This is a genomic window from Lentzea aerocolonigenes (genome assembly GCF_000955955.1).
Lineage (GTDB): Bacteria > Actinomycetota > Actinomycetes > Mycobacteriales > Pseudonocardiaceae > Lentzea > Lentzea aerocolonigenes_A.
Genome location: NZ_JYJG01000049.1, coordinates 26,684 through 48,205, shown reverse-complemented (window position 1 = coordinate 48,205; position 21,522 = coordinate 26,684). Strand labels below are relative to the sequence as shown.

27 protein-coding genes are annotated in these 21,522 nt (G+C 68.2%); 15 read left to right on the top strand and 12 right to left on the bottom strand.

Annotated elements, in window-relative coordinates; genetic code table 11:
• Positions 1 to 11: 11 nt before the first annotated feature.
• Both UK23_RS09240 and UK23_RS09235 read right to left on the bottom strand, forming a co-directional pair.
• Positions 12 to 794 carry a GNAT family N-acetyltransferase gene (locus UK23_RS09240; protein WP_052684501.1) on the bottom strand — a complete coding sequence of 261 codons (783 nt, stop codon included), beginning with the start codon at positions 792 to 794 and terminating at the stop codon, positions 12 to 14.
• A gap of 14 nt (positions 795 to 808) precedes the next feature.
• Positions 809 to 1,567, bottom strand: a complete 759-nt coding sequence (locus UK23_RS09235) for a GNAT family N-acetyltransferase (protein ID WP_196777669.1) — start codon at positions 1,565 to 1,567, stop codon at positions 809 to 811.
• A 144-nt stretch (positions 1,568 to 1,711) separates the two neighbouring features.
• Here UK23_RS09235 and UK23_RS09230 point away from each other — a divergent pair, with 144 nt between their 5' ends.
• From UK23_RS09230 to UK23_RS09215, 4 genes are read left to right on the top strand one after another with little or no spacing between them, the layout of a single operon-like run.
• Positions 1,712 to 2,761, top strand: coding sequence for a PhoH family protein (locus tag UK23_RS09230; protein ID WP_045310983.1), 1,050 nt, complete (start codon positions 1,712 to 1,714; stop codon positions 2,759 to 2,761).
• A 5-nt stretch (positions 2,762 to 2,766) separates the two neighbouring features.
• Positions 2,767 to 3,327 carry an rRNA maturation RNase YbeY gene (gene ybeY, locus UK23_RS09225; protein ID WP_045310982.1) on the top strand — a complete coding sequence of 187 codons (561 nt, stop codon included), beginning with the start codon at positions 2,767 to 2,769 and terminating at the stop codon, positions 3,325 to 3,327.
• Positions 3,328 to 3,333: 6 nt separating this feature from the next.
• A complete protein-coding gene (locus tag UK23_RS09220) occupies positions 3,334 to 4,623 on the top strand; it encodes a hemolysin family protein (RefSeq protein ID WP_045310981.1) in 1,290 nt (429 codons plus the stop codon).
• The gene (locus UK23_RS09215; RefSeq protein WP_045310980.1) at positions 4,616 to 4,948 is read left to right on the top strand and encodes a hypothetical protein; all 333 of its coding nucleotides are present in this window, start codon (positions 4,616 to 4,618) and stop codon (positions 4,946 to 4,948) included. Before UK23_RS09220 ends, UK23_RS09215 begins: the two co-directional genes overlap by 8 nt.
• 11 nt (positions 4,949 to 4,959) lie before the next feature.
• On the opposite strand, the gene UK23_RS51360 is transcribed toward UK23_RS09215, so the two are convergent.
• The 6 genes from UK23_RS51360 to UK23_RS09190 form a co-directional block, all read right to left on the bottom strand.
• On the bottom strand, positions 4,960 to 5,109 hold the full coding sequence (locus UK23_RS51360; protein ID WP_156212976.1) for a hypothetical protein: 150 nt from the start codon (positions 5,107 to 5,109) through the stop codon (positions 4,960 to 4,962).
• A gap of 157 nt (positions 5,110 to 5,266) precedes the next feature.
• Positions 5,267 to 5,581 (bottom strand): hypothetical protein, encoded by a 315-nt coding sequence (locus UK23_RS09210; RefSeq protein ID WP_045310979.1) that lies wholly within the window; start codon positions 5,579 to 5,581, stop codon positions 5,267 to 5,269.
• 80 nt (positions 5,582 to 5,661) lie between these two features.
• Complete coding sequence (locus UK23_RS09205) at positions 5,662 to 6,129, bottom strand: LppA family lipoprotein (RefSeq protein WP_045311035.1); 468 nt, start codon at positions 6,127 to 6,129, stop codon at positions 5,662 to 5,664.
• A gap of 99 nt (positions 6,130 to 6,228) precedes the next feature.
• Positions 6,229 to 7,896, bottom strand: a complete 1,668-nt coding sequence (locus UK23_RS09200; protein WP_196777668.1) for an alpha/beta hydrolase — start codon at positions 7,894 to 7,896, stop codon at positions 6,229 to 6,231.
• A gap of 8 nt (positions 7,897 to 7,904) precedes the next feature.
• Positions 7,905 to 8,210 (bottom strand): hypothetical protein, encoded by a 306-nt coding sequence (locus tag UK23_RS09195; RefSeq protein WP_052684498.1) that lies wholly within the window; start codon positions 8,208 to 8,210, stop codon positions 7,905 to 7,907.
• Positions 8,211 to 8,513: 303 nt separating this feature from the next.
• The gene (locus UK23_RS09190; protein WP_045310977.1) at positions 8,514 to 8,855 is read right to left on the bottom strand and encodes a hypothetical protein; all 342 of its coding nucleotides are present in this window, start codon (positions 8,853 to 8,855) and stop codon (positions 8,514 to 8,516) included.
• 138 nt (positions 8,856 to 8,993) lie between these two features.
• On the opposite strand from UK23_RS09190, the gene era reads away from it, so the two are divergent.
• The 8 genes from era to UK23_RS09150 are packed head-to-tail and all read left to right on the top strand — an operon-like array spanning position 8,994 to position 17,083.
• The gene (gene era / locus UK23_RS09185; RefSeq protein WP_045310976.1) at positions 8,994 to 9,890 is read left to right on the top strand and encodes a GTPase Era; all 897 of its coding nucleotides are present in this window, start codon (positions 8,994 to 8,996) and stop codon (positions 9,888 to 9,890) included.
• Positions 9,890 to 10,651 carry a DNA repair protein RecO gene (gene recO / locus UK23_RS09180; RefSeq protein WP_045310975.1) on the top strand — a complete coding sequence of 254 codons (762 nt, stop codon included), beginning with the start codon at positions 9,890 to 9,892 and terminating at the stop codon, positions 10,649 to 10,651. Before era ends, recO begins: the two co-directional genes overlap by 1 nt.
• Positions 10,652 to 10,710: 59 nt before the next feature.
• Positions 10,711 to 13,650 carry an NACHT domain-containing protein gene (locus tag UK23_RS09175; RefSeq protein ID WP_052684497.1) on the top strand — a complete coding sequence of 980 codons (2,940 nt, stop codon included), beginning with the start codon at positions 10,711 to 10,713 and terminating at the stop codon, positions 13,648 to 13,650.
• A gap of 56 nt (positions 13,651 to 13,706) precedes the next feature.
• Positions 13,707 to 14,525, top strand: coding sequence for an isoprenyl transferase (locus tag UK23_RS09170; protein ID WP_045310974.1), 819 nt, complete (start codon positions 13,707 to 13,709; stop codon positions 14,523 to 14,525).
• Positions 14,522 to 14,920, top strand: coding sequence for a YbjN domain-containing protein (locus UK23_RS09165; RefSeq protein WP_045310973.1), 399 nt, complete (start codon positions 14,522 to 14,524; stop codon positions 14,918 to 14,920). The genes UK23_RS09170 and UK23_RS09165 overlap by 4 nt, the downstream gene beginning before the upstream one ends.
• Positions 14,921 to 14,934: 14 nt before the next feature.
• Positions 14,935 to 15,375 (top strand): hypothetical protein, encoded by a 441-nt coding sequence (locus tag UK23_RS52580; RefSeq protein WP_045310972.1) that lies wholly within the window; start codon positions 14,935 to 14,937, stop codon positions 15,373 to 15,375.
• Complete coding sequence (locus UK23_RS09155; RefSeq protein ID WP_045310971.1) at positions 15,372 to 16,382, top strand: permease; 1,011 nt, start codon at positions 15,372 to 15,374, stop codon at positions 16,380 to 16,382. Before UK23_RS52580 ends, UK23_RS09155 begins: the two co-directional genes overlap by 4 nt.
• The gene (locus UK23_RS09150; RefSeq protein WP_045310970.1) at positions 16,379 to 17,083 is read left to right on the top strand and encodes a TIGR03943 family putative permease subunit; all 705 of its coding nucleotides are present in this window, start codon (positions 16,379 to 16,381) and stop codon (positions 17,081 to 17,083) included. Before UK23_RS09155 ends, UK23_RS09150 begins: the two co-directional genes overlap by 4 nt.
• Positions 17,084 to 17,227: 144 nt before the next feature.
• Here the strand turns inward: UK23_RS09150 and UK23_RS09145 are convergent, their stop codons facing one another.
• The 3 genes from UK23_RS09145 to UK23_RS09135 are packed head-to-tail and all read right to left on the bottom strand — an operon-like array spanning position 17,228 to position 18,266.
• Complete coding sequence (locus UK23_RS09145; protein ID WP_045310969.1) at positions 17,228 to 17,629, bottom strand: Fur family transcriptional regulator; 402 nt, start codon at positions 17,627 to 17,629, stop codon at positions 17,228 to 17,230.
• Positions 17,626 to 17,976, bottom strand: coding sequence for an ArsR/SmtB family transcription factor (locus tag UK23_RS09140; RefSeq protein ID WP_045310968.1), 351 nt, complete (start codon positions 17,974 to 17,976; stop codon positions 17,626 to 17,628). The genes UK23_RS09145 and UK23_RS09140 overlap by 4 nt, the downstream gene beginning before the upstream one ends.
• 11 nt (positions 17,977 to 17,987) lie before the next feature.
• Positions 17,988 to 18,266 (bottom strand): hypothetical protein, encoded by a 279-nt coding sequence (locus tag UK23_RS09135; RefSeq protein ID WP_231114435.1) that lies wholly within the window; start codon positions 18,264 to 18,266, stop codon positions 17,988 to 17,990.
• A 17-nt stretch (positions 18,267 to 18,283) separates the two neighbouring features.
• On the opposite strand from UK23_RS09135, the gene UK23_RS09130 reads away from it, so the two are divergent.
• Complete coding sequence (locus UK23_RS09130; protein ID WP_045310967.1) at positions 18,284 to 18,658, top strand: antibiotic biosynthesis monooxygenase; 375 nt, start codon at positions 18,284 to 18,286, stop codon at positions 18,656 to 18,658.
• Here the strand turns inward: UK23_RS09130 and UK23_RS09125 are convergent.
• Positions 18,655 to 19,335 carry a tetratricopeptide repeat protein gene (locus tag UK23_RS09125; RefSeq protein ID WP_052684496.1) on the bottom strand — a complete coding sequence of 227 codons (681 nt, stop codon included), beginning with the start codon at positions 19,333 to 19,335 and terminating at the stop codon, positions 18,655 to 18,657. The two genes, UK23_RS09130 and UK23_RS09125, sit on opposite strands and share 4 nt — an antisense overlap.
• 93 nt (positions 19,336 to 19,428) lie before the next feature.
• Between UK23_RS09125 and UK23_RS09120 the strand changes: the two genes are divergently transcribed.
• Both UK23_RS09120 and UK23_RS09115 read left to right on the top strand, forming a co-directional pair.
• Positions 19,429 to 20,814, top strand: a complete 1,386-nt coding sequence (locus UK23_RS09120) for a glycine--tRNA ligase (RefSeq protein ID WP_045311030.1) — start codon at positions 19,429 to 19,431, stop codon at positions 20,812 to 20,814.
• Positions 20,815 to 21,020: 206 nt separating this feature from the next.
• Positions 21,021 to 21,512, top strand: a complete 492-nt coding sequence (locus UK23_RS09115; protein WP_156212975.1) for a hypothetical protein — start codon at positions 21,021 to 21,023, stop codon at positions 21,510 to 21,512.
• Positions 21,513 to 21,522 lie beyond the last annotated feature (10 nt).

Below are 21,522 nucleotides of genomic sequence, written 5' to 3'. Positions count from 1 at the left end.
ACACAGCGCCTCTAGCCGAGGGCCTGCAACAGAGGAGCGTGGTAGCGAGCCCGGTCGCCGGGCAGTTGCTCGGCGCCCCTGACCATCCACGTGGGCGTGCCCCACGACTCCAGGCCGTGCGCGCGCACGAACGCGATCACCTCCGGGTCGTGCACGTCGACGCGCACGCTCGGAACACCGGCCGCGGTATCGGCGATGAGCGCGCACGCGTCGGCTGGGGTGTCCGCGATGAGCGGACCGATCAGCATGCGCGCGTCGCGGACCTGCCACGAGCCCACCACTCCGTGGTCCGAGATCCGGATGGTTCCCATGTCGAGCAACGACTCCCACAGGTACGGCCGGGTGATGCCGGTGACCTTGGTGTCGAGTGCGACGACGTGGTCGAGGTCGGCGGCGGTCGCGATGTGCGATATATCAGCGGCCGGTCCCGCGAACGTGCCGGCGTGGATGTCGGTGAAGCCGACAGCGCGGAAGCCCAGCTGTTCGTACAACGGACGGCCCATGTCCGTCGCGAACAACGTCGAGACACCGGTATCCAGTACATGGGATACCAGCCGGCGGGCGTGGCCCTGGCGCGCGCAGCGTTCGGCGACCAGCACCATGCTGACCGACGACAGCTCCGGGTAGTGCGTCACGATCGTCGTGCCGGCCAGGCCTTCCGAGTCGAACAGTCCCCAGCCCTCGCCGTGCGCGAGCAGGAACTCCCACTTCTTCTCCTCACGCGGCCACGACCGGCTCTCGGCCAGGTCGGAGCACGTGGTGATGTCGTCCTTCGTCAGTCGTCGCAGTTCCACGGATCCCCCAGAGATCAGCCCAGCGCCAGAGACGCCGGGGCGAAGTAGCGCGAGCGGTCGCCGGGCAGCGTCTTCGCCCCGTACACCATCAGCGCACAGCCGTTGCGCGCCTCGAAACCGTTGGCCAGCAGGAAAGCCCCGACGTCGGCGTCGTCGGTGTCGACGCGGAACCGCTCACCGCCCGCCACCACGTCCGAGATCAGCGCGCACGCGTCGGCCGCCGTGGGCGCGATGATCGGGCCGACCGCGGCACCGTTCGCCAGCTGACGTGAGCCGATCAGGCCGAGCCCGCCCTCGAACTCCGCGGTGCGCAACGAGTAGCGCGACGGCGCGAAGTCCCAGAACTTGTCGCGCGTGTAGCCGCTGACCTCGCGGTCGACTGCGGCCAGCGCCGATATATCGGATATCGCGACCGGCCGGGTCACGCCGGCGGCGGATCCCGTGTACACGCCGCTGTATTCAGTCGTCACCCCGACCGGGTGAAAGCCGAGTTTTGCATACAGCGGCTCTCCCATGGATGTCGCATACAGCACGGATACCGGTGTCGAGGCAATATCCAATATATTGGACATCAGCGCGGTGCCCACGCCACGGCGTTCGGCCCAGGTACCGACCAGTACGCCACTGATCGACTGCGCCTCCGGGTAGGGCGTCGACAACGCCGTCCCCAAGATCGTTCCCCCGTCGAACGCGCCGAGGCCGGGACCGAGCGCGAGCATCAGCTCCCACTGCGCCGCCGGCCACTTCCAACCCCGGTCCGTGATGAGCTTCATGCACTCGGGTATGTCGTCGACACCAAGCCTGCGGATCTCCACAGGGCCTGAGCACACACGGTGAGCAATCCGGTAGCCACCCATTTTCGGCCGGACTAGCATCGACGCATCAGATCCGAGCGACAGGAAGCAGGCCGGGGCCACGTGGCCGAAGAAACACAGCAGAGCACCAAGGAAGGTCAGTCCCGGTTCGCCGTGCCGGAAGGTGCGGTGCTCAGCCTGCTGGGGTCGCGCGACGAGAACCTCCGGCTCGCCGAGGATCTGCTCGACGCCGACGTGCACGTGCGCGGGAACGAGATCACCCTGTCCGGTGACCCCGCCGACGTGGCCTTCGCCGAGCGGGTCTTCTCCGAACTCGTCACCCTCGCGAGCCGCGGCCAGGCCATCGACCAGAACACGGTCCGCCGCACCATCGCGATGCTGAACGCGAACGAGGCCGAGTCGCCCGCCGAGGTGCTGAGCCTGGACATCATCAGCCGCCGCGGCCGCACGATCCGGCCGAAGACGCTGAACCAGAAGCACTACGTCGACGCGATCGACAAGAACACCATCGTGTTCGGCATCGGCCCCGCCGGCACCGGCAAGACCTACCTCGCCATGGCCAAGGCCGTGCAGGCGCTGCAGGCCAAGCAGGTCAACCGGATCATCCTCACCCGCCCGGCCGTCGAGGCGGGCGAGCGGCTCGGCTACCTGCCAGGCACGCTGTACGAGAAGATCGACCCGTACCTGCGCCCGCTCTACGACGCGCTGCACGACATGGTCGACCCGGAGTCGATCCCGCGCCTCACGCAGGCGGGCACGATCGAGGTCGCACCGCTGGCCTACATGCGGGGAAGAAGCCTGAACGACGCGTTCATCATCCTCGACGAGGCGCAGAACACGACTCCCGAGCAGATGAAGATGTTCCTCACCCGCCTGGGCTTCGGCTCCAAGATCGTCGTGACGGGTGACATCACCCAGGTCGACCTGCCCGGCGGCCAGCGCAGCGGTCTGCGGGTCGTCAAGGACATCCTGGACGGCGTCGATGACGTGCACTTCTCCGTGCTGACCAGCCAGGACGTGGTCCGTCACCGTCTCGTCGGGGACATCGTCGACGCGTACGACAAGTGGCAGGTCCAGCAGGACCTCGTCGACCAGAACGGGCAACACCACGGACCCGGTGCACGCCGGGGTAACCAGCGCCGGGGACGATAGGCGCCGTGAGCATCGAGATCGCCAACGAGTCGGGCGTCGGAGTCGACGAGGGTTCCATCGTCTCCGCCGCCCGCTTCGCGCTGGACCGCATGGGCGTGAGCCCGCTGGCCGAGCTGTCCGTCCTGCTGGTCGAGCTGGACGTGATGGCCGACCTGCACGAGCGCTGGATGGACCTGCCCGGCCCCACGGACGTCATGGCCTTCCCCATGGACGAGCTGGACTCCGCGCGCCGGCCCGACGCGGCAGGGCTCGGGCCCGCGCTGCTCGGGGACATCGTGCTGTGCCCGGCGTTCGCCAAGGACCAGGCCAAGAAGGCCGGTCACGGGTTGCTGGACGAGCTGCACCTGCTGACCGTGCACGGTGTGCTGCACCTGCTCGGCTACGACCACGCGGAGCCTGCCGAGGAACGCGAGATGTTCACGCTGCAGAACCGCATCCTCGCGGACTTCCGCAACGCGCGTGACGAGGCCGAGCGAGCCGCCCACCAGCGCAGCACCGACGACAAGGTGCTCGGCGCGGTCGGGTTGGACGAGCAGAAGCCTCTCCAGCACCCCGACGAAGACTGACGCGCGATGAGCGGCAACCCAGCCGGCGTCATAGTGCTGGCCGTCTTGCTCGTGCTCGCCGCCGGTGTCTTCGCGTGTGTGGACGCCGCGCTCGGCACCGTGTCGCGCGCACGCGTCGAGGCGTTGCAACGGCAAGGGCGCTGGGGCACGGGGCAGCTGCTGCAGGTTCTCAACGACCGGCCGCGGCACGTCAACCTGTTGCTGCTGCTGCGCCTGTTCTGCGAGATGCTGGCGGCGGTGCTGGTCACCACGGTGTTCCTGCAGTACGAGGACAGCAACTGGCTCGCCGTCCTGTACTCCTGCCTGAGCATGCTCGTCGTGTCGTACGTGCTCGTCGGCGTCGGACCGCGCACCATCGGCCGTCAGCACCCGTACGGCGTGAGTCTGGTCGCCGCGGGCACCGTCCGGCAGCTCGGGCGCGTGCTAGGGCCGTTGTCCAAGCTCCTGATCCTCATCGGTAACGCGATCACGCCCGGCAAGGGCTTCCGCGAGGGTCCGTTCAGCTCCGAGGTCGAGCTGCGCGAGCTGGTCGACATGGCGCAGGAACGCGGCGTCGTCGACGAGGGCGAGCGCGAGATGATCCACTCGGTGTTCGAGCTGGGCGACACCATCGCGCGCGAGGTCATGGTGCCGCGCACCGAGATCGTGTGGATCGAGCAGTCGAAGTCGCTGCGGCAGGCGCTCGCGCTGTCGTTGCGGACGGGCTACACCCGCGTGCCGGTGATCGGCGAGAGCGTCGACGACGTGCTCGGCGTGGTGAACCTCAAGGACATGATGCGGGCCACGCTCGCAGAGGACGAGGACCCGAAGAACGTCTCCGAGCTGATGCGCCCGATGAGCTTCATCCCGGACTCGAAGCCCATCGCGGACCTGCTGCGCGAGATGCAGGTGTCGCGCCGCCACATGGCGATCGTGGTCGACGAGTACGGCGGCACCGCGGGCCTGCTGACCATCGAGGACATCCTCGAGGAGATCGTCGGCGAGATCACCGACGAGTCCGACACCGACGACCGCCCGCCGGTCGAGCACCTCGAGGACGGCGCGGTGCGGGTCAGCGCCAGGCTCCCGGTCGACGACCTGGACGCGTTGTTCGGCACCGAGTTGGACGACCACGAGGTCGAGACCGTCGGCGGCCTGCTCGCGCAACGGCTCGGGCGCGTGCCCCTGCCCGGCACGGAGGCCGAGATCGCGGGCCTGCGCATGCGGGCGGAGGGCGGCAAGGACGAACGCGGCCGCATCCGCGTCACCACTGTGCTCGTGCGCCCCGTGCAGAAGGAGAACGAGAACAATGACTGACCTCGACCCCGAGGACGCCAAGCTCCTGACGCTCGCGCGGTCCGTCCGCGCGCGCAACGGTGCCGCCGAGGGTGCCGCGGTGCGCGACCTCGACGGCCGCACGTACAACGCGTCTACGGTCGCGTTGCCGTCGCTGCAGCTCACCGCGCTGCAGGCCGCCGTCGCGGCCGCCGTGTCGAGCGGTGCGGAGGGCCTGGAAGCCGCGGCCGTGGTGACGGACGCGGACGGGCTCGACGACGCGTCCGTACAGGCTGTGCGCGACCTGACCGCAGATGGTCCGGTGATCCGAGCGACTGCTGCGGGCGAGGTCGCTGAGGTGCTCTGACCGGCTTGCCTTCAGAGCATGAACGGACTGCGTTGCCCCGTGTGGGAGAGCACGAGCGCATCGCGGGCACGAGTGCTGGCGACGAACAGCAGGCAGCGTTCCCGCTGTTCGTCGTGCTCGTGCGCGATCGGGTCCTCGTCGACCGGTGTCACGGCCGCCATGAGAGGGATCGCGTCGCGGTCCACACCGACGAGAGCGACGCAGCGGAGCGGAGTGCGAAAGAAGGGCGGCGCGATGCGGTGCCGTCACCGTCTTGTGCCGGTGCCCGCACCGCCGCTGACCATCACCGCACCCGAGTAAGACGGGCGGTAGGCGATTTCACGTTGTCTTCCGTGGAGGAACACTCGCCACGCGGCAAACGGATGTGCCAGCACGTCCGCGAGTTCCTCCGGGCCGGACACCATGGCGTACCGGTCGGGCTAGGTGCTTGCTGACCTCCTGCCAGGCTTCCTCCAGCGTCATGCCCGCCGCAAGCGCCACCAAGGCGTCGTACTGCGGTGCGGGGAGCCGCGACTCCAAGGCTTCCAGGTGTGGTTCGGCGGTGAGCACACGCACCAGCGGCAACAGCCGGGCGTCGATGCCGAGCGCGATCAGGGCCGAGTCCTCGACGTGGTCGAACAGACGGTCCGCCACGTCCGAAAGTAGTCCTTTCCGGGCGGGTTCTCCCGCAGGAAGTACGGGAGCGGCTCAAGGCGGATCAGGTAGCCCATCGATCACCTACGCGCGGCCTTGGGCGTGCCACGCCGATGCGCATCGACCGTCAGGTGGCAGCCGGTCATGACGTCCAGCACGGTGTTGACCGCCGTTCCGAAGGTGACCTGTGCGCCGTCCGGCTTGTCGTAGACGACTTCGTGATCTCCCTGCCGGTTCACGAGAATCACCGGATCCTTGTGGAAGCCATAACCTTCCGCGACCTCCCCGACGATCGCTTCAGCACGTGGCCACTGATCGTCCGGCAGGTTGCCCTTCGAACTCCACCTCGGCAGGTGACGATTCTCGACATCGTCCAGCACCTTGTACTCGTCACCGCATCCGGCACGGCCCCCGTCACTCACCTGCTCCCACGTACGGCCGAACTCGGCCGCGAGCCGCTCCCTGATCCTGGCGCCCATCTCCGTGTAGGAAGCCACTGTCTGCTCGATATCGGGACGTTGCATCACCTTCGCGAAGACTTCGTCCACGTCGGAACCTCCCCCTCCACAGCCGGATGCAGTCACGACCATCGCGACGACGGCCGCACGAATCAACATCCCGCGCCCTCGAATCTTCATGATCAGTCCCTACCAGGGGTTGCGAATCACGTCACCCGCACCGACCGTCGCTCCGGCCACGGCCTTGTCGGACAGGCCGGCGACCTGCGCGGCGATGTTGTACTGGCTGGTCGTGCCGGGCCGCAGGTACTCATTCACGCTGGAGTGCCCGGTGGACTCCTCCAGCCGCCGACCGTCCGCGGACGTTGCCTCGCTCGTGGACAGATGACGCACACCTTCGATCGTGGTGGGATCGCCACCGAACCTACCGAGGTCGGCAACCGGGTCATTCTTGTTCTCCAGCACGAACGAGTGACCTCCGGGAACCTTCAGATCGGCAAGGTTGTGGGTACCGATGCCGGGGGAACCGAGGAAGATCGCGTCGTCCACTCCGGACGCTTCACGCAGTGCCAGGCCTGTGGTGGTGGAGCCGTAGGAGTGGCCGACGGCGACCACGTGTGGCTCGTTCCCCTGCCGCGATGCATCGATGCCGTCGAGGAACTTGGCCAGTTGCTGCCCGCCCTGCTGCGCTTTGCTGTCTGACGTGACGTCAAGAGACTGCGGTGCGTCGTAGCCCATCCATGTGATGGCAGCCGTCTTCCCGCCGTCGCCGTATTTCTCCGACAAGCGATCGGACTCCTCACGCAGCTTGCTCATCTTGTCGTCGTACTCCCTGATGTCTCCTGTGACCGTGGAGCCGAACCCGCCCGTGAACGCCACGACGTTCTTCGCGGTGTCCACGTTGCCCGACGCGACAGCCGCTCGTGGGTTCTCCCCGCTGACGTCCAGCAGCAGCAACTGCCGTTCACCCGGCCGCGACGCCGTCTTCTCGATCGCCTGCAACGCTTCCAGCTTCTTGTCGATCTCCCCGGCCCGCAGCAGCGCATGCTGGTAGTCGGCCGCCTTGGAGTTCGGGTCGTCGAGAACGGCTTGCAGTCGTCGCAGTTCCAGACCGAGCGAGTTCTGCTCCTGGTACAGGCGGCTCCGGTTCGCCTGATCCCGTGCGGTCGCGGGAATTCCGTCCAGGTTGCCGATCCACTCCGGGTGGAACTCGGAGATCATCCATCGTTCCTTGGACGACAACGACCGCCACCAGGCCGCGTTCTGCGCCACTGTGCCGTTCGACGGCGGTTCGAGGGCGGACAGTGCACCGTGTCCTTGCCCAGCTTGTGCGGCGGCCGCGACCGTGGTGGCACCGTCCGTGCCGATCTGACCGTGCGCAGCTTTGCGCAACACGTCGGCGAGGTCGCGGTCGATGTCGTCGGCCCGACGCACAATCTCACATACGCGATCGCCGAGCTCGTCCTTGACCTGGTCTCGCTCATGCGAAGGCTGCGGAGTGGCACCTGAGGTGACGAAAGCGGTATCAACCACCGCACCGTCATCACTGATCCGGTAGTAGTAGCGCTGAGCCAGCCCGTCGGTCTCGGCAAGGACTGCCAGAAGCGCTGTAACCGCGTCAGCCGAATCAGCGACGCCACGCCGCGCCGCGGCGACACCGGCGACGATGATCTCCAGCCGGTCCACCAAGGACTTCCGGTTGCTCTCGGCCGCATCAGCGGCACGACCGCTCCAGTCCGCCACCTTGGCGTCGGTGCCGAAGCCATCGCCCGCCTCGATCAGGATCTCTTCCTGTCGCCGCAGACCCCGATACGCCTCCTCGAGACCAGCCGGGCTCCACTTCCGGATGTCTCCCACGCTCACCATCAGATCGCGCCCTTCAACGAACGACCGGTGAAGCCGGCTTCGTTGGTTTGCTCCACCCCTTGGTAGGTGGTAGCGCTGTCGGCAAGGTCCTTGGCGTACTCGTGCGCATCGGCCGCCCACCCGGACAACGTGGTACGCCACGACTCCGCCACCGCCCGCGCCTGTTCAGCAGCGGCGCCACCCGGCATCGCGTCGGCCACCCGGTCGGCCGGACCGGCCAGGTTCGCCGCCCCCACGGCGTCCCCGCGACCGTTGACCTTGCCCGCGGCCTGCTGCAACAGCTCGACCGTTGCCTGGAATCCCACCCGTGCCCCCTTGCACAGCTCCCCGTTGTGCAGTCAGTGTGCTCAAGAGCGACTGTTTGGACATGAGCGGATCTACCCAATAACTCGGCCGAGCGCCTCACACATACGCCAGTCGAGTGATACGAGCCCGCATGAACACGGTTCGTGATCTGCATCGTCAACTTCGGTGTGATCGACTTCGAGGGACACGGTGGACGACGAGTGCAAATACCATCTGCCGATCGGCCAGTGCAGCCCGGTTGGGCAATCTGCCGTGGACGAACGACGAGGCCATGCTGATCATGACGAACGCGCGGCTGCCCATCAGGTGATTTCGCGGTGGCGTGAACTCGCGCCGCACCAGCCCGGCTCCGCGGTTGCGCTCGCACTCGCGGCGGCGCACCGTGAAGCCGAGTCGCGCAGGCCCCGACTGGTGGTCAGCGGTCCACTCAGCTCGGCGGTGGCGGTGAGGATGACCAGCTCAGTGGTGCTGGAATCATCCGCGCCACCAGGCAGCGAGTGCTGGTGGTGAGCTTCGCCGCACACGGTGTCGACGAGGTGGTGCGTGAACTTCTTGCAGCTGCCGACAAAGGGGTGCGCCTTGATCTCGTACTGGAGACTTCGACGGGCGAAGGTGGGATGCTCGCGGGTCACCTGGACAGGCATTTTCGGTCATTGATGCGGTCAGACGCAGGATGCTTGTCCCCGGTGACCTCACACGACGGAGCGGAACGAAAACGACCTCGGTGAGGTAGCGAGGGGACCTGCGACGAGCTCACCGCGACTGACAGGGACAATGGACGAATGGATGGTTACCGCTCCGGGTTCGCGTGCTTCGTCGGCCGCCCGAACGCAGGGAAGTCGACGCTGACGAACGCACTGGTGGGCACGAAGGTCGCCATCACGTCCAGCAAGCCGCAGACCACCCGCCACACGATCCGCGGCATCGTGCACCGCGAGGACGGCCAGCTCGTGCTCGTGGACACGCCCGGTCTGCACCGGCCGCGCACACTGCTCGGCCAGCGGCTCAACGACCTGGTGCGCGAGACGTGGTCCGAGGTCGACGTCGTGGGCTTCTGCGTGCCCGCGGACCAGAAGGTCGGCCCTGGTGACAAGTTCATCGCCGCCGAGCTCGAGAAGGTCGCGAAGCGCACGCCCGTGGTCGGCATCGTGACGAAGACCGATCTGGTCCAGCCTCAGCAGGTGATGGAGCAGCTGCTCGCCCTGCAGAAGGTGATGGAGTTCGCCGAGATCATCCCGGTGTCCGCGGTCGACGGCTTCCAGGTCGACAAGCTGAGCGACCTGCTGCTGGCGAAACTGCCGCAGGGGCCGCAGCTGTTCCCGGACGGCGATCTGACCGACGAGCCCGAGCAGACCCTGGTCGCCGAGCTGATCCGCGAGGCCGCGCTGGAAGGCGTGCGGGACGAGCTGCCGCACTCCATCGCCGTGGTGGTCGAGGAGATGATGCCGCGCGAGGGTCGTGACGACCTGATGGACATCCACGCGTTCGTGTTCGTGGAACGGCCGTCGCAGAAGGCGATCATCCTGGGGCATCGGGGTGAGCGGCTCAAGCAGGTCGGCATGGCGGCGCGCAAGCAGATCGAGGCGCTGCTGGGCACGCGGGTGTACCTGGACCTGCACATCAAGATCGCCAAGGACTGGCAGCGAGACCCGAAACAGCTGCGCCGCCTCGGGTTCTGATGGCGAACCTCTACCGCGACACCGGCGTCGTGCTTCGGGTGCAGAAGCTCGGTGAAGCGGACCGGATCATCACGTTCCTGACGCAGCGGCACGGCAAGTTGAGAGCCGTCGCGAAGGGCGTGCGCAAGACGACGTCGAAGTTCGGTGCGCGGCTGGAGCCGTTCTGCCACGTCGACGTGCAGTTCCACCCCGGCCGGTCGCTCGACATCATCACGCAGGTGCAGACGCTGGACGCGTTCGGCGTGGGGATCGTCAACGACTACCAGCGCTACACGGCCGCGTGCGCGATCGTCGAGACCGCGGACCGGCTCACGGCCGAAGAGGGCGAACCGGTCCTGCGCCTCTACATGCTCGTCGCGGGGGCGCTGCGCGCGTTGTCGGCGGCGGAGCGTGATCCTTCGCTGCTGCTGGACGCGTTCCTCATGCGTGCGATGGCGTTCGCCGGATGGGCGCCCGCGGTGAACGAATGCGCCAAGTGCGGCAATCCTGGTCCGCACCGGGCGTTCAGCGTGCAGGCAGGTGGCTCGTGCTGCCCGAACTGCCGCCCGGCGGGGTCCGCGTCGCCGTCGCAGGACACGTTGACGCTGCTCTCGGCGTTGCTGCACGGGCAGTGGGGTGTGGTCGACGAGATCCCGCACATCGCCCGGCGCGATGCGAGCGGCCTGGTCGCGGCGCACCTGCAGTGGCACCTGGAAAGGCAGCTGCGGTCCTTGCCGTTGGTCGAGCGGAAGGCCAAAGCCGAAGACGGCACGTTGGGCTGATCGGGCCAAGTTCGCCGCGCGGCGGCGAAACCCGCTCAAGATCTATGTAGCTTCGCCGCGTGGCAGATCCGGCGCTGATGGCACTCGTGGAGCGGTCTGCGGCGGGGGCGGTCGGAGGGCTCGCCGTTCGCGCTTCCGCCATCGGGTGGAAGGAGTCGCTCAGCACGGTGCTGCCGGCTCCGGACGCGGTGCGGCGCCACCCGGCGTGGGCCGATCTCGAGCTCGCCCGCGCCCATCAGGACGCCATCGCACAGCACCTCTCCGGACGCCTGTGCGCCGGGCTGCTGGAGTTGCTCGCGTTCCTCGAGCTCTCGGACGGCGACCACGCGGAGGAGCAGGACCGGCTCGCCGCGACGTTCGTGGAGGAGCTCGCGGGCAGGCTGGAACTGCCCGACGAGCAGACCGCCGCGATCGGCACGGCGCTGTGGGACGCCCTGCGCGACACCGTGCGGCTCGCGGTCGTCGAGCTGCGGCAGGCCGGCGCGTTCGACCAGAACGACCTGGTCCACGCGACCCGAGTCGTCCAGGCGCCCGATCCGGCGAACCCCTCGCTCGCCCAGGTCGTCGTCGACCGGGCCGAGATCTCCGCGGACTTCCGCCGGGTCACCGCCGCGCACGCCGCCGTGCGGTCGATCAAGCAGGAGATGCGCAGGCGGTTCGCGAGGCTCGTGATGCCGCATTCGCGCGAGGACTACCGGGTGCCGATCGAGGACATCTACGTCAACCGGGTGCTGGCGCCGTGGTCGGGGACCGGCTCGCTCGGGCCGGTGATCTCGGAGGACGACCTGGCCGAGCGCCGGTTCGTGGTGATCGGCAACCCCGGCGCGGGCAAGAGCACGTTCATCCGCCGGATGATGTACCAGTTCGGCTCCGACGAGAGCAGGCTCGCGCCGCTGGTGCTGGAGCTCAAGGACCACCAGCGGCTGGACGAGTCGTACGTGACGCTGCTCGCCGAACGGCTCGGTGTGCTGACGCAGCACGACTACGACGCCGGCGTGGTGCGCGACGTGCTCGCGCTGGGGCTCGCGGTGATCGTGTTCGACGGCATCGACGAGATCAGCGACGTGGACCGGCGTCGCGCGACGGTCGAGGCGATTGAGGCGTTCTGCCTGCGTTATCCACTGGTCCGCGTGGTCGTGACCGCGCGGGAGGAGGGCTACACGAGCGCACGGCTCGACCCGGCCGTGTTCCCGGTGTTCTACCTCCCCGACTTCACCGACCCGCAGGTGGAGACGTACGTCGGGCGCTGGTTCCGGCTGACCTCCGGCCCGCGGCACGCCGATCCGGCCCGCCGGGTCGAGATGTTCCTGCTCGACAGCCTGCACGTCGGTGACCTGCGCACGAACCCGTTGATGCTCTCGCTGCTGTGCATGATCTACGAGTACGACGGCTACATCCCGGAGAACCGGCCCCAGGTCTACGAGCAGTGCGCGGAGCTGCTGTTCGAGCGGTGGGACCGGGTGCGGCAGCTGCCCGGCGCGTTCCGGCCGAAGAACGAGCACCGGTATCTGGTGCAGGAGCTGGCCTTCTACCTCTTCAACCGGGTCGACTCGCAGAGCAGCGAGACCGAGGCGAAGCTGCGCGACCTCATCGGGGACTACCTCGCGCGCAACGTCCTCGGAGGCAGGGGAAGGGCCGCGACCACGGCAGCGCAGGAGTTCCTCGACTACTGCGGCGGGCGGGCGTGGCTGCTCTGCCGCACCGGTGACAACGCTCGCGGCGAGAAGCTCTACGGGTTCACGCACCGCACGTTCATGGAGTACTTCGCCGCGTGCTTCATGGTGCGGCACTGCAACGGCGCGCACGAACTGGTCAGCCGCATCCAGCCGCTGATCGTGAGCGGGCAGAGCGAGGTGGTGCCGCAGATCGCGATCCAGGAGCTGGACCGGCGCCTGGTGCGGGCCATCGACGACTGCCTGACGTTCCTGGTGTTCGACCAGTACGGCGAGGGCAGGCAGAACCCGGTGCTGCTGGAGTTCGCCCTGAGGTCGTTGCGGTTCATGAGCCCGACACCGAAGACGCAGCTCGCGTTGTACCGGCAGGCTGTTCGGGTCGTGGGCACCACTTTGGACAGTGCGGTGCTCACGTTGCTGCTCGATCTGCCGGAGGAGAACTGGCCGCTGCTGCGCGGCGTCTGCCACGAGATCCTCGACGACGAGATCCTCGGCGACGAGAGCGCTCCTGACCCGCTCCGTGGCGTGCAGCGGTTGGGCGCGGGGCTGGTGTCCGTGCTGCTGGGCAGATGGGGACGAGCACTGCCGGAGGGGCCGCGCACGCCCCCGCTGTACCTGCTGCGCCGCGGCGACGCCGGCCGGTTGCCCCTGGAGGCGGAGCTGAGAGTTCTCGGCGAGACCGCTCCGGACGTCGTGCACAGGATGCTGAACCGGGATCTGCTCACCGCACGGGACTTCGTCGAGCTGCTCGGCGGGCGGGAGCTGCTGGAGAGCTCGTTCGTCGACTGGAACTCGCACGGCCGCAAGGAGTACGTCGCCGGGCCGTTGGTGACCGCGTTGCAACGGCTGTTCGAGTTCGGTTTCATCGACCCCGAGCTGGAGTACATGCTCGGCGTCATCGCGGGCGACGTGCGACACGTGCTGACGATGACCCAGCCGGTCACCAAGGCACTGATCCGGGTGGCCGGCGACTTCCGGGGCATCGCCGAGCGGTTTCCGTTGCGCGAGCCGGAGGACGGCGAGACACCGGCGGACGCGGCCGGTTTCTACCGGTTGTTCCTCTTCACGCTGTGCTGGGGTTTCTCGCTGCAGAGGGACTTGGCGGCGCCCGCGTACGTGAAGCCGATCGTGGAGGGCCTGCCGCCGTTGCGCGGCTGGGTGCAGGCGATGCGCCGGGACAGCTCCAGGGGCCAGGGGTGGCTGCCGCGGCCGGAGGACCTGCACCGCATCGTTCCCGAGCTGCTGCGCCGGACCGGGTCGTGCCCCGAGTGGCAGGAGGCGTTCGCGCTCTGGCTCGGGGGATGGCAGAAGGACAGGCGGCGCTAGCGGCTAGTGTGGCGCCTACCGACAACGGTTTTCGCCCCGAGAGGATGTCTGGTTCGATGCTGCGTCGCCGCCGCTCTGAGCGCGAGAAGCGCGTCCCGCGCCCGCCGGAGCCGCACCCGTCCGGCGCTGTGCCCCCGCGGATCCCCGCCGAGTTCGTGCCGAAGCACATCGCGATCGTCATGGACGGCAACGGCCGCTGGGCCAACCAGCGCGGGCTGTCGCGGGTCGAGGGCCACAAGCGCGGCGAGCAGGTCGTCGTCGAGGTCGCCAAGGGCGCCATCGAGATGGGCGTGAAGTGGCTGTCGCTGTACGCCTTCTCCACGGAGAACTGGCGCCGCAGCCCAGAAGAGGTCCGGTTCCTGATGGGCTTCTCGCGCGACGTCATCCACCACCGCACCGACGAGCTCGACGAGCTGGGTGTGCGTGTCCGCTGGGCCGGTCGACGCCCGAAGCTGTGGCGCAGCGTGATCAAGGAGCTGGAGGTCGCGGAGGAACGCACCCGCGACAACGACCAGCTCAACCTCGCCATGTGCATCAACTACGGCGGCCGCGCGGAGATCGGTGACGCCGCCCGCGAGATCGCCCGGCTCGCCGCCGCCGGGCAGATCAACCCGGACAAGGTCGACGAGAAGACCATCGCGCGCTACCTCTACCAGCCAGAGATGCCGGACGTGGACCTGTTCATCCGGCCGTCGGGCGAGCAGCGCACGTCGAACTTCATGCTGTGGCAGTCCGCGTACGCCGAGCTGGTGTTCCAGGACATCCTTTGGCCCGACTTCGACCGCACCGACCTGTGGCGGGCCGTCGAGAAGTTCGCCGAGCGCGACCGCCGCTTCGGTGGTGCGATCGACAAGCCCGATTCGGAGGTGTCGTGAACGCGAGCGGTGAGGCTCTCGAGGCCGCGCGCAAGGCGCTGGAGCTGTTCCACGACGTCTCCGTGGACGACGACGGCGCGTTGAGCTTCCGCCACGGCGACGTGCCGTGCGCCGTGCAGGGCATGGAACTGGCCGAGGGCCTGACCGTACTGTCGTTGACGGTCGTCGTGGCGTGGGACCTGCCTGGCGACGCGGCGGTGTGGGTCGCCGAACGCGCTGGTCAGGGCCTGTTCGGCACGCTCGGGGTGATTCCCTCCGAACGTGGCACCGACGTGATGCTGAGGTACGCGTTCCCGGCGGACGGCCTCAAACCGGAACCGCTGAGCACGCTGCTCATGCTGGTTGTGTCGACCGCGTCGCAGGTGCGCGGCGAGCTCCTCTCCCGCTTTTCTTGAGAAAGGACCCTTCGATGGGTGGCGTGATCATTTACGAGCCGGAAGAGGACTCGGACGTCAACGAGTTCCCGTGGACCGTCACGTTCGAGCCGTCGGGCGGCGACGACTGGGACTCGTTCATCTGCGGCCCGTACGAGCGCGACCACGCCGTGGCGCTGGCCGAGGCGGTGGCGCTGGACGACGCCGAGGGTGGCGTGCTCGCCATCGTGAAGCCGATGCTGCCCGCTTTGAGTGCCGAGGACGTCTCCGCGACCATCGATGAGCTGCGTGAGGCGGCCCTCGAAGACGAAGAAGAGGCCGAGGAGACGGTCAACGGCACGCCCGTCGACTTCGACGACGACGACCTCGAGGAAGAAGAGGCCGAGTTCGCCGAGCCGCCGTCGCCGGAGGAGATCCGCGAGGGCATGGCGCGCACGTACCGCCGTCTGCTCGACCTGGATGCTGACGCGGAATGACGATCACCGGCGAGATCCGCTCGTCGAAGCGGCGCTCCGGCCCGCCTCGGCTGAAGATCACGTCGCTGGAGGTGCTGTGCGGGATCCTCGTTCTCGCACTGCTCCTCCAGTCCCGGCTCGTCGACCTGCTGGACGTGCCGAAGCTGCGCACCGCGTCGACCGTGTTCGTGGCGATCTGCGTGCAGGCCATGCCGTTCCTGGTGCTGGGCGTGCTGATCTCCGGTGCGATCGCGGCGTTCGTGCCGGCCTCGGCGTTGCGCCGGTTGCTGCCTTCGAAAACGGCGTTGGCCGTGCCCGTGGCCGGTGTCGCGGGCGTGGCGCTGCCGGGGTGTGAATGCGCCTCGGTGCCGGTCGCGCGGCGGTTGATGCAGCAGGGGGTCGCGCCCGCCGTGGCGTTGACGTTCCTCCTGGCCGCTCCCGCGGTGAACCCGATCGTGCTCGTCGCGACGGCGGTGGCGTTCAACGACACCCCGATGATGGTCGTCGCGCGGTTCGTCGGGTCATTGCTGACCGCGATGGTCATGGGCTGGTTGTGGGTCCGCTTCGGGAAGATGGAGTGGATCGCCGAGCGTGCGCTGGCTCGCCTCGGGGATCACGACGGTACTTCTCGCTGGGCCGTGTTCGCCGAGAGCGCGCGTCACGACCTCGTGGACGCCGGCGGGTTCCTGGTGCTGGGCGGGCTGTTCGCGGCGACGTTCAAGACCTTCGTGCCGGTCGCGTGGATGCAGACGCTGGGCGGCCAGGTCGTGCTGGGCGTGATCGTCATGGCGTTCCTCGCCGTGATCCTGGCGCTGTGCTCGGAGGCCGACGCGTTCGTCGCCGTCGCGTTCTCGGCTCTGCCCTTGTTGCCGCGCCTGGTGTTCCTCGTGGTCGGACCGGCTGTCGACGTGAAGCTGATCGCGTTGCAGGCGGGTGCTTTTGGCAAGTCCTTCGCCTTCCGCTTCGCGCCGGCCACCTTCGTGGTGGCGATCTTGTGCGCCGTCGTGACAGGGGTGGTGCTGCTGTGAGGCGGGAAACCCAGAACATCCTGCTGATCCTGCTCGGCGGAGCGCTGCTGAAGATCAGCTTCTCCGGGCTGTACCTCAGGTATGTCCAGAAGGGCCTGCTGCCGCTGCTGATCGCAGCCGGCGTGATCATGGTCGGGCTGGCGGTGTTCGCGATCGTCCAGGACGTCCGCCGCGGCAAGGCAGCTGCTGAAGACGATCACGGCCACTCGCACTCGTCACGTTCGACGTGGCTGATGCTGTTGCCGGTGCTGGCGGTGTTCCTGATCTCGCCACCGGCTCTCGGCGGCGACGTCGTGAGCTCGGCCGCCGACACGAACCAGACGCAGCGGTCCCGCAACCTGCTCGGCGACCTGCCGTCCGGCGAGGTCATCCCGTTGTCCATGACGGAGTTCGTGACGCGCACGGCGTGGGACGAGTCCGGCACGCTGGACGGGCGCCGGGTGAAGCTGACCGGGTTCCTGACGCGCGCGGACGGCGGCACCTTCGTGGCGCGGCTCGCGATCTCCTGCTGTGCGGCGGACGCGCGGCCGTTGAAGGTGCGGCTGACCGGTGACGTGCCGTCGCTGCCCGACGAGCAGTGGGTCGAGGTGACCGGCAAGGTCGTGCCGAAGTCGGCGAACGAGAAGAACTCGTGGGTGCCGAGCTTCACGGTGGAGTCCACCACGTCGGTGGCCCAGCCGGTCGAGCCGTACGAGTCGTAGCCCGAAACCGTCACCGATATATCAGCTGCGGCGCTTGCCTGCCGCGCCTTTGCAATGGTTCTTTTGCGGACGAAGTCCAAAGACTCATTGCTAAGGCGCAGGCAGGCGGCTTCGGCCGACGCTGATATATCGGATATCGGTGGGTCAGGCCTGCTTCAGCTTCGCCGTGCACTCCGCGCACGTGCCGAAGATCTCGACCGTGTGCGAGACCTCGGAGAAGCCGTTCTCCGCGGCCACCCGGTCCGCCCACTTCTCCACGGCCGGGCCCTCCACCTCGACCGTGCGGCCGCAGTGGCGGCACACGAGGTGATGGTGGTGGTGGGCCGAGCAACGGCGGTAGATGGCCTCGCCCGAGTCGGTGCGCAGGACGTCGACCTGGCCGGCGTCCGCGAGGGATTGAAGGGTGCGGTAGACCGTTGTCAGGCCGATGCCCTCGCCGCGGCGGCGCAGTTCCTCGTGCAGTTCCTGGGCGCTGCGGAAGTCGTCGAGCTGGTCGAGCAGGTTCGAGACGGCCGTGCGCTGCTTGGTGGACCTCAGTCCGGTCACAACTTCTCCTCGACGTGCGTCACAGCGTCCACCACGATGTGCGCCAGGTGTTCGTCCACCAGTCGGTACACGACCTCGCGGCCGTGTCGTTCGCCGTGCACCACGCCCGCGGACTTGAGCACGCGCAGGTGCTGGCTGATCAGCGGCTGGGCCACGCCCAGAGCCTCGACCAGTTCGTGCACGCAACGGTCGTGCTCGCGCAGTTGCAGCACGATCGCGATGCGGACCGGGGCGGCGAGTGCGCGCAGCAGGTCGCCCGCCTCGGCGAGGGTGTGGGCGGCTCTCGGCGGCGCGGGTGCGGGGGCCGCGCGTTCGGGGGAGTGCTCACCGTGCAGCTGGACGGTCATGGCGGCACACCTCACCTGGTAGGGATTTTCACAACCAATTCTACGGTGATGACAACCAGCACCAGTAGGACCACCACGCGCAATGTGCGTTGAGCTGGGGAAAGAACCTTCCAGGTGGCCGCCAGCAGCACGCCGGCGCCGATGATCAGCACGCCCAGCAGGACCGTGCCCACCGTGCCGGCCAGCCAGACGCCGGCGATGAAGAGGCCCAGCACGAGCACGAACGCCACCACCGGGCGCACGCGCGCCAGCGGGCCGTCGCCGGGCAGGAGAGGGCGCTTGTTGGTCACCGTGCCATCCTTGCATCGTGCTGTTGGTGTGCCGTTTTCGCGTATCCGACCCAGAGACGTTCACCGAGAGGGTCAAGCGGGCGTTAGAGCTTCTAACTGCCCAGCCGGGGTGTGACAAGGGCACGTTGGCGCGGTCGACCGACGAGGACGACCGGTGGGTGCTGACCGTCGAGTTCGAGTCCGTCGTGGCGTACCGGCGCGCGATGTCGCCGTTCCCCGTGCGCGAACACGTGATCCCGCTGCTGTCCGAGGCGCTGACCGACGAGCCCGCGATGTACGAGCCGACGTTGACCAGCACCGGCGGCGAGGTCGAGGAGCACACCAGCCTGCTCGCCGAGGACGCGTTCACGGTGCGGCTCGGCGAGGCGGCAGGGCCGGCTAAGCCGCGTTAGTCATCTGGGCCGGCGATCTTGGTCATCTCGGCGAGGAACTCCTCGTCCGAGCCCTCCGGCAGCAGCTCCAGCGCCTGCCGTGCGGCGTCGGCGGCCTCAGCGGAACGGCCGAGCAGCGCGAGCGTCTTGGCCCTGCCGTACGCCGCGTAGGGCGCGGGCGTCTTCTCGAACGCCGCCAACGCGTCGTCGTAGCGCTCGTTCTCGAAGTAGTACCAGCCGAGGTTGTTGTGCAGCGGCCCGAGCCAGTGCTCCAGCTCCGGGTGCTCGGAGATCAGGTCCAGGCCGACCTGGGTCCACTTCTCCGGGTCGTCGACCAGGGCGACCATGTGTGCGGCGTCCGCGGCGAACCACAGGTCGCCACCCTTCTTCGCCAGCACGAACGCCGCCACGAACAGCGGTTGCGCGGCCTCCGGATCGCCACCGGACCGGTGCAGCCTGCCGCGCTCCAGCAACGCGCGCACCCGACCCGTCGACTCGGGCGAGACGAGCGCCTCCGCCTCGTCCACGAGAGCGTGACCTGCGGCGAAGTTGTCCCGCAGGCCCTCGACGCGGGCGAGCTGGGTCAGCACCTCCGCGCGCTCGTCGTCGGTCTCCGCGGTGTTCAGCCTCGCGCGGAACCTCGCCTCGGTGCCGTCGAGGTCGGCGAAGTCCCACAGCTCACGCAGCCGGTCTGCCATTCCTGCAGGGTAAGGCTCCGGTCGCCCGTTCGGGGCGCAACGTGACGGGCTAGGCTGATGCCCCCGAATCTCATTCCCCCGATGGAGTTCCCGTTGGCCGCCGATCGCATCGAGACCGTTGTCAGCCTCTGCAAGCGCAGGGGGTTCGTCTACCCGTGCGGGGAGATCTACGGCGGTACCCGCTCGGCGTGGGACTACGGACCCCTGGGTGTCGAGCTCAAGGACAACATCAAGCGCCAGTGGTGGAACTTCATGGTCCGCGGTCGCGAGGACGTCGTGGGCCTGGACTCGTCGGTGATCCTGCCCCGTGACGTGTGGGTCGCCTCCGGTCACGTCGAGGCGTTCGTCGACCCGCTGATCGAGTGCGAGTCGTGCCACAAGCGGTTCCGCGCGGACACGCTGTCCGAGGAGTACGCCGAGCGCACCGGCAAGGAGATCGCCGAGGGCGACGTGTCGGACGTGCCGTGCCCCAACTGCGGCGTGCGCGGCCAGTACACCGAGCCGAAGATGTTCAACGGCCTTTTGAAGACGCACCTCGGTCCGGTCGAGACCGAGGAGGGCCTGCACTACCTGCGCCCCGAGACCGCGCAGGGCATCTTCACGAACTTCCTGAACGTGCAGACGACCTCGCGCAAGAAGCCGCCGTTCGGCATCGGCCAGATCGGCAAGTCGTTCCGCAACGAGATCACGCCCGGCAACTTCATCTTCCGCACCCGCGAGTTCGAGCAGATGGAGATGGAGTTCTTCGTCGAGCCGGGCACGGACGAAGAGTGGCACCAGTACTGGATCGACGAGCGCACGCGCTGGTACACGGACCTCGGTGTGTCGAAGGAGAACCTCCGGCACTACGAGCACCCGAAGGAGAAGCTCTCCCACTACTCGAAGCGCACCGTCGACATCGAGTACCGCTTCCAGTTCGGCGGCCAGGAGTGGGGTGAGCTCGAGGGCATCGCGAACCGCACCGACTTCGACCTCACGACGCACTCGAACCAGTCCGGCGTCGACCTGTCGTACTTCGACCAGGCCACGAACTCCCGCTACAAGCCGTTCGTGATCGAGCCGGCCGCCGGTGTGGGCCGCCCGATGATGGCGTTCCTGCTGGAGGCGTTCACCGAGGACGAGGCGCCGAACGCCAAGGGCGGAGTGGACAAGCGCGTCGTGCTGAAGCTCGACCGCCGTCTCGCGCCGGTGAAGGTCGCCGTGCTGCCGTTGTCGCGCAACGCGGACCTCTCGCCGAAGGCCCGCGACCTGGCGACGGCCCTGCGCCGCAACTGGAACGTCGACTTCGACGACGCCGGTGCGATCGGCCGCCGCTACCGCCGTCAGGACGAGATCGGCACGCCGTTCTGCGTGACGGTCGACTTCGACACGCTGACCGACCTCGCCGTGACGGTGCGGGAGCGGGACACGATGTCGCAGGAGCGGGTGGCGATGGACCAGCTCGAGTCGTACCTCGCCGCACGCCTGATCGGCTGCTAGCGCTACTCCGTTCGGCTGCAAACCCTGTTGCGCTGTGGAGTTGACTCGTCACAGCGTGCAGGGGGTTGCGGAGTGGCCGAATACGGGGCTGCGGTCCGGTTCTCCGCGCGGTGGCGTTACCGCCGTGGCCATGCCGGACGTCGGTGACATGAGCGATGCCGGCGTCGCCGACGGCGACGTATCGGGCTGGAGGGCGACAATTGATCATGGTCGGCCAGGGACCGACACCCCGGTGGGTGTGGGTCTCCGCTCCCCGCGTCGAGCGGATCAGGACGCGGCTGGCGTTGACGGGCCTGCCGATCATCGGGATGGCGCTGGTGCTCGGCATCGTGCTCGTCGCGGTCGGCCTGAACCTGCCGTCCTCGCACAGCCCGATCAACGTGATCGGCGTGATGACTGGCGGGATCGGTGCGTTCTGGGGGTTCCTGTCCGGGCTCAGTCTGGCCACGGCCCGTTCGTGCGCTCAGGGCGAGTACGTCGACGTGAACAACGCTCGCCTGGTTCGGCGGCTGCTCGGCGTGTGGTGGGGCGGCACGATCTTCTGCGTGCTGTTCCCGTTGTTCTTCGAGGTGATGGCTCTGCGCGACGAGGTGCCGTTCACCGTGGGGTCTGCGGTGTACCTCGCGGTGCTGGTCATTCTCGTGGTGCTGGGCGGGCTCGCGTTCTTCACGGCTCGCGGGGTTTTTCGGCTGAGCTGAGGCAACGCCA

Bases quoted from the DNA above. Each gene is read 5' to 3' on its own strand.
- UK23_RS09190 (WP_045310977.1), bottom strand. From the start codon at position 8,855: ATGCCTGTCCAGGTGACCCGCGAGCATCCCACCTTCGCCCGTCGAAGT.
- UK23_RS09115 (WP_156212975.1), top strand. From the start codon at position 21,021: ATGGTCGGCCAGGGACCGACACCCCGGTGGGTGTGGGTCTCCGCTCCC.
- UK23_RS09170 (WP_045310974.1), top strand. From the start codon at position 13,707: ATGCTGCGTCGCCGCCGCTCTGAGCGCGAGAAGCGCGTCCCGCGCCCG.
- UK23_RS09235 (WP_196777669.1), bottom strand. From the start codon at position 1,567: ATGAAGCTCATCACGGACCGGGGTTGGAAGTGGCCGGCGGCGCAGTGG.
- era (WP_045310976.1), top strand. From the start codon at position 8,994: ATGGATGGTTACCGCTCCGGGTTCGCGTGCTTCGTCGGCCGCCCGAAC.
- UK23_RS09215 (WP_045310980.1), top strand. From the start codon at position 4,616: ATGACTGACCTCGACCCCGAGGACGCCAAGCTCCTGACGCTCGCGCGG.
- UK23_RS09155 (WP_045310971.1), top strand. From the start codon at position 15,372: ATGACGATCACCGGCGAGATCCGCTCGTCGAAGCGGCGCTCCGGCCCG.
- UK23_RS09140 (WP_045310968.1), bottom strand. From the start codon at position 17,976: ATGACCGTCCAGCTGCACGGTGAGCACTCCCCCGAACGCGCGGCCCCC.
- UK23_RS09125 (WP_052684496.1), bottom strand. From the start codon at position 19,335: ATGGCAGACCGGCTGCGTGAGCTGTGGGACTTCGCCGACCTCGACGGC.
- UK23_RS52580 (WP_045310972.1), top strand. From the start codon at position 14,935: ATGGGTGGCGTGATCATTTACGAGCCGGAAGAGGACTCGGACGTCAAC.
- UK23_RS51360 (WP_156212976.1), bottom strand. From the start codon at position 5,109: ATGGCGGCCGTGACACCGGTCGACGAGGACCCGATCGCGCACGAGCAC.
- UK23_RS09220 (WP_045310981.1), top strand. From the start codon at position 3,334: ATGAGCGGCAACCCAGCCGGCGTCATAGTGCTGGCCGTCTTGCTCGTG.
- recO (WP_045310975.1), top strand. From the start codon at position 9,890: ATGGCGAACCTCTACCGCGACACCGGCGTCGTGCTTCGGGTGCAGAAG.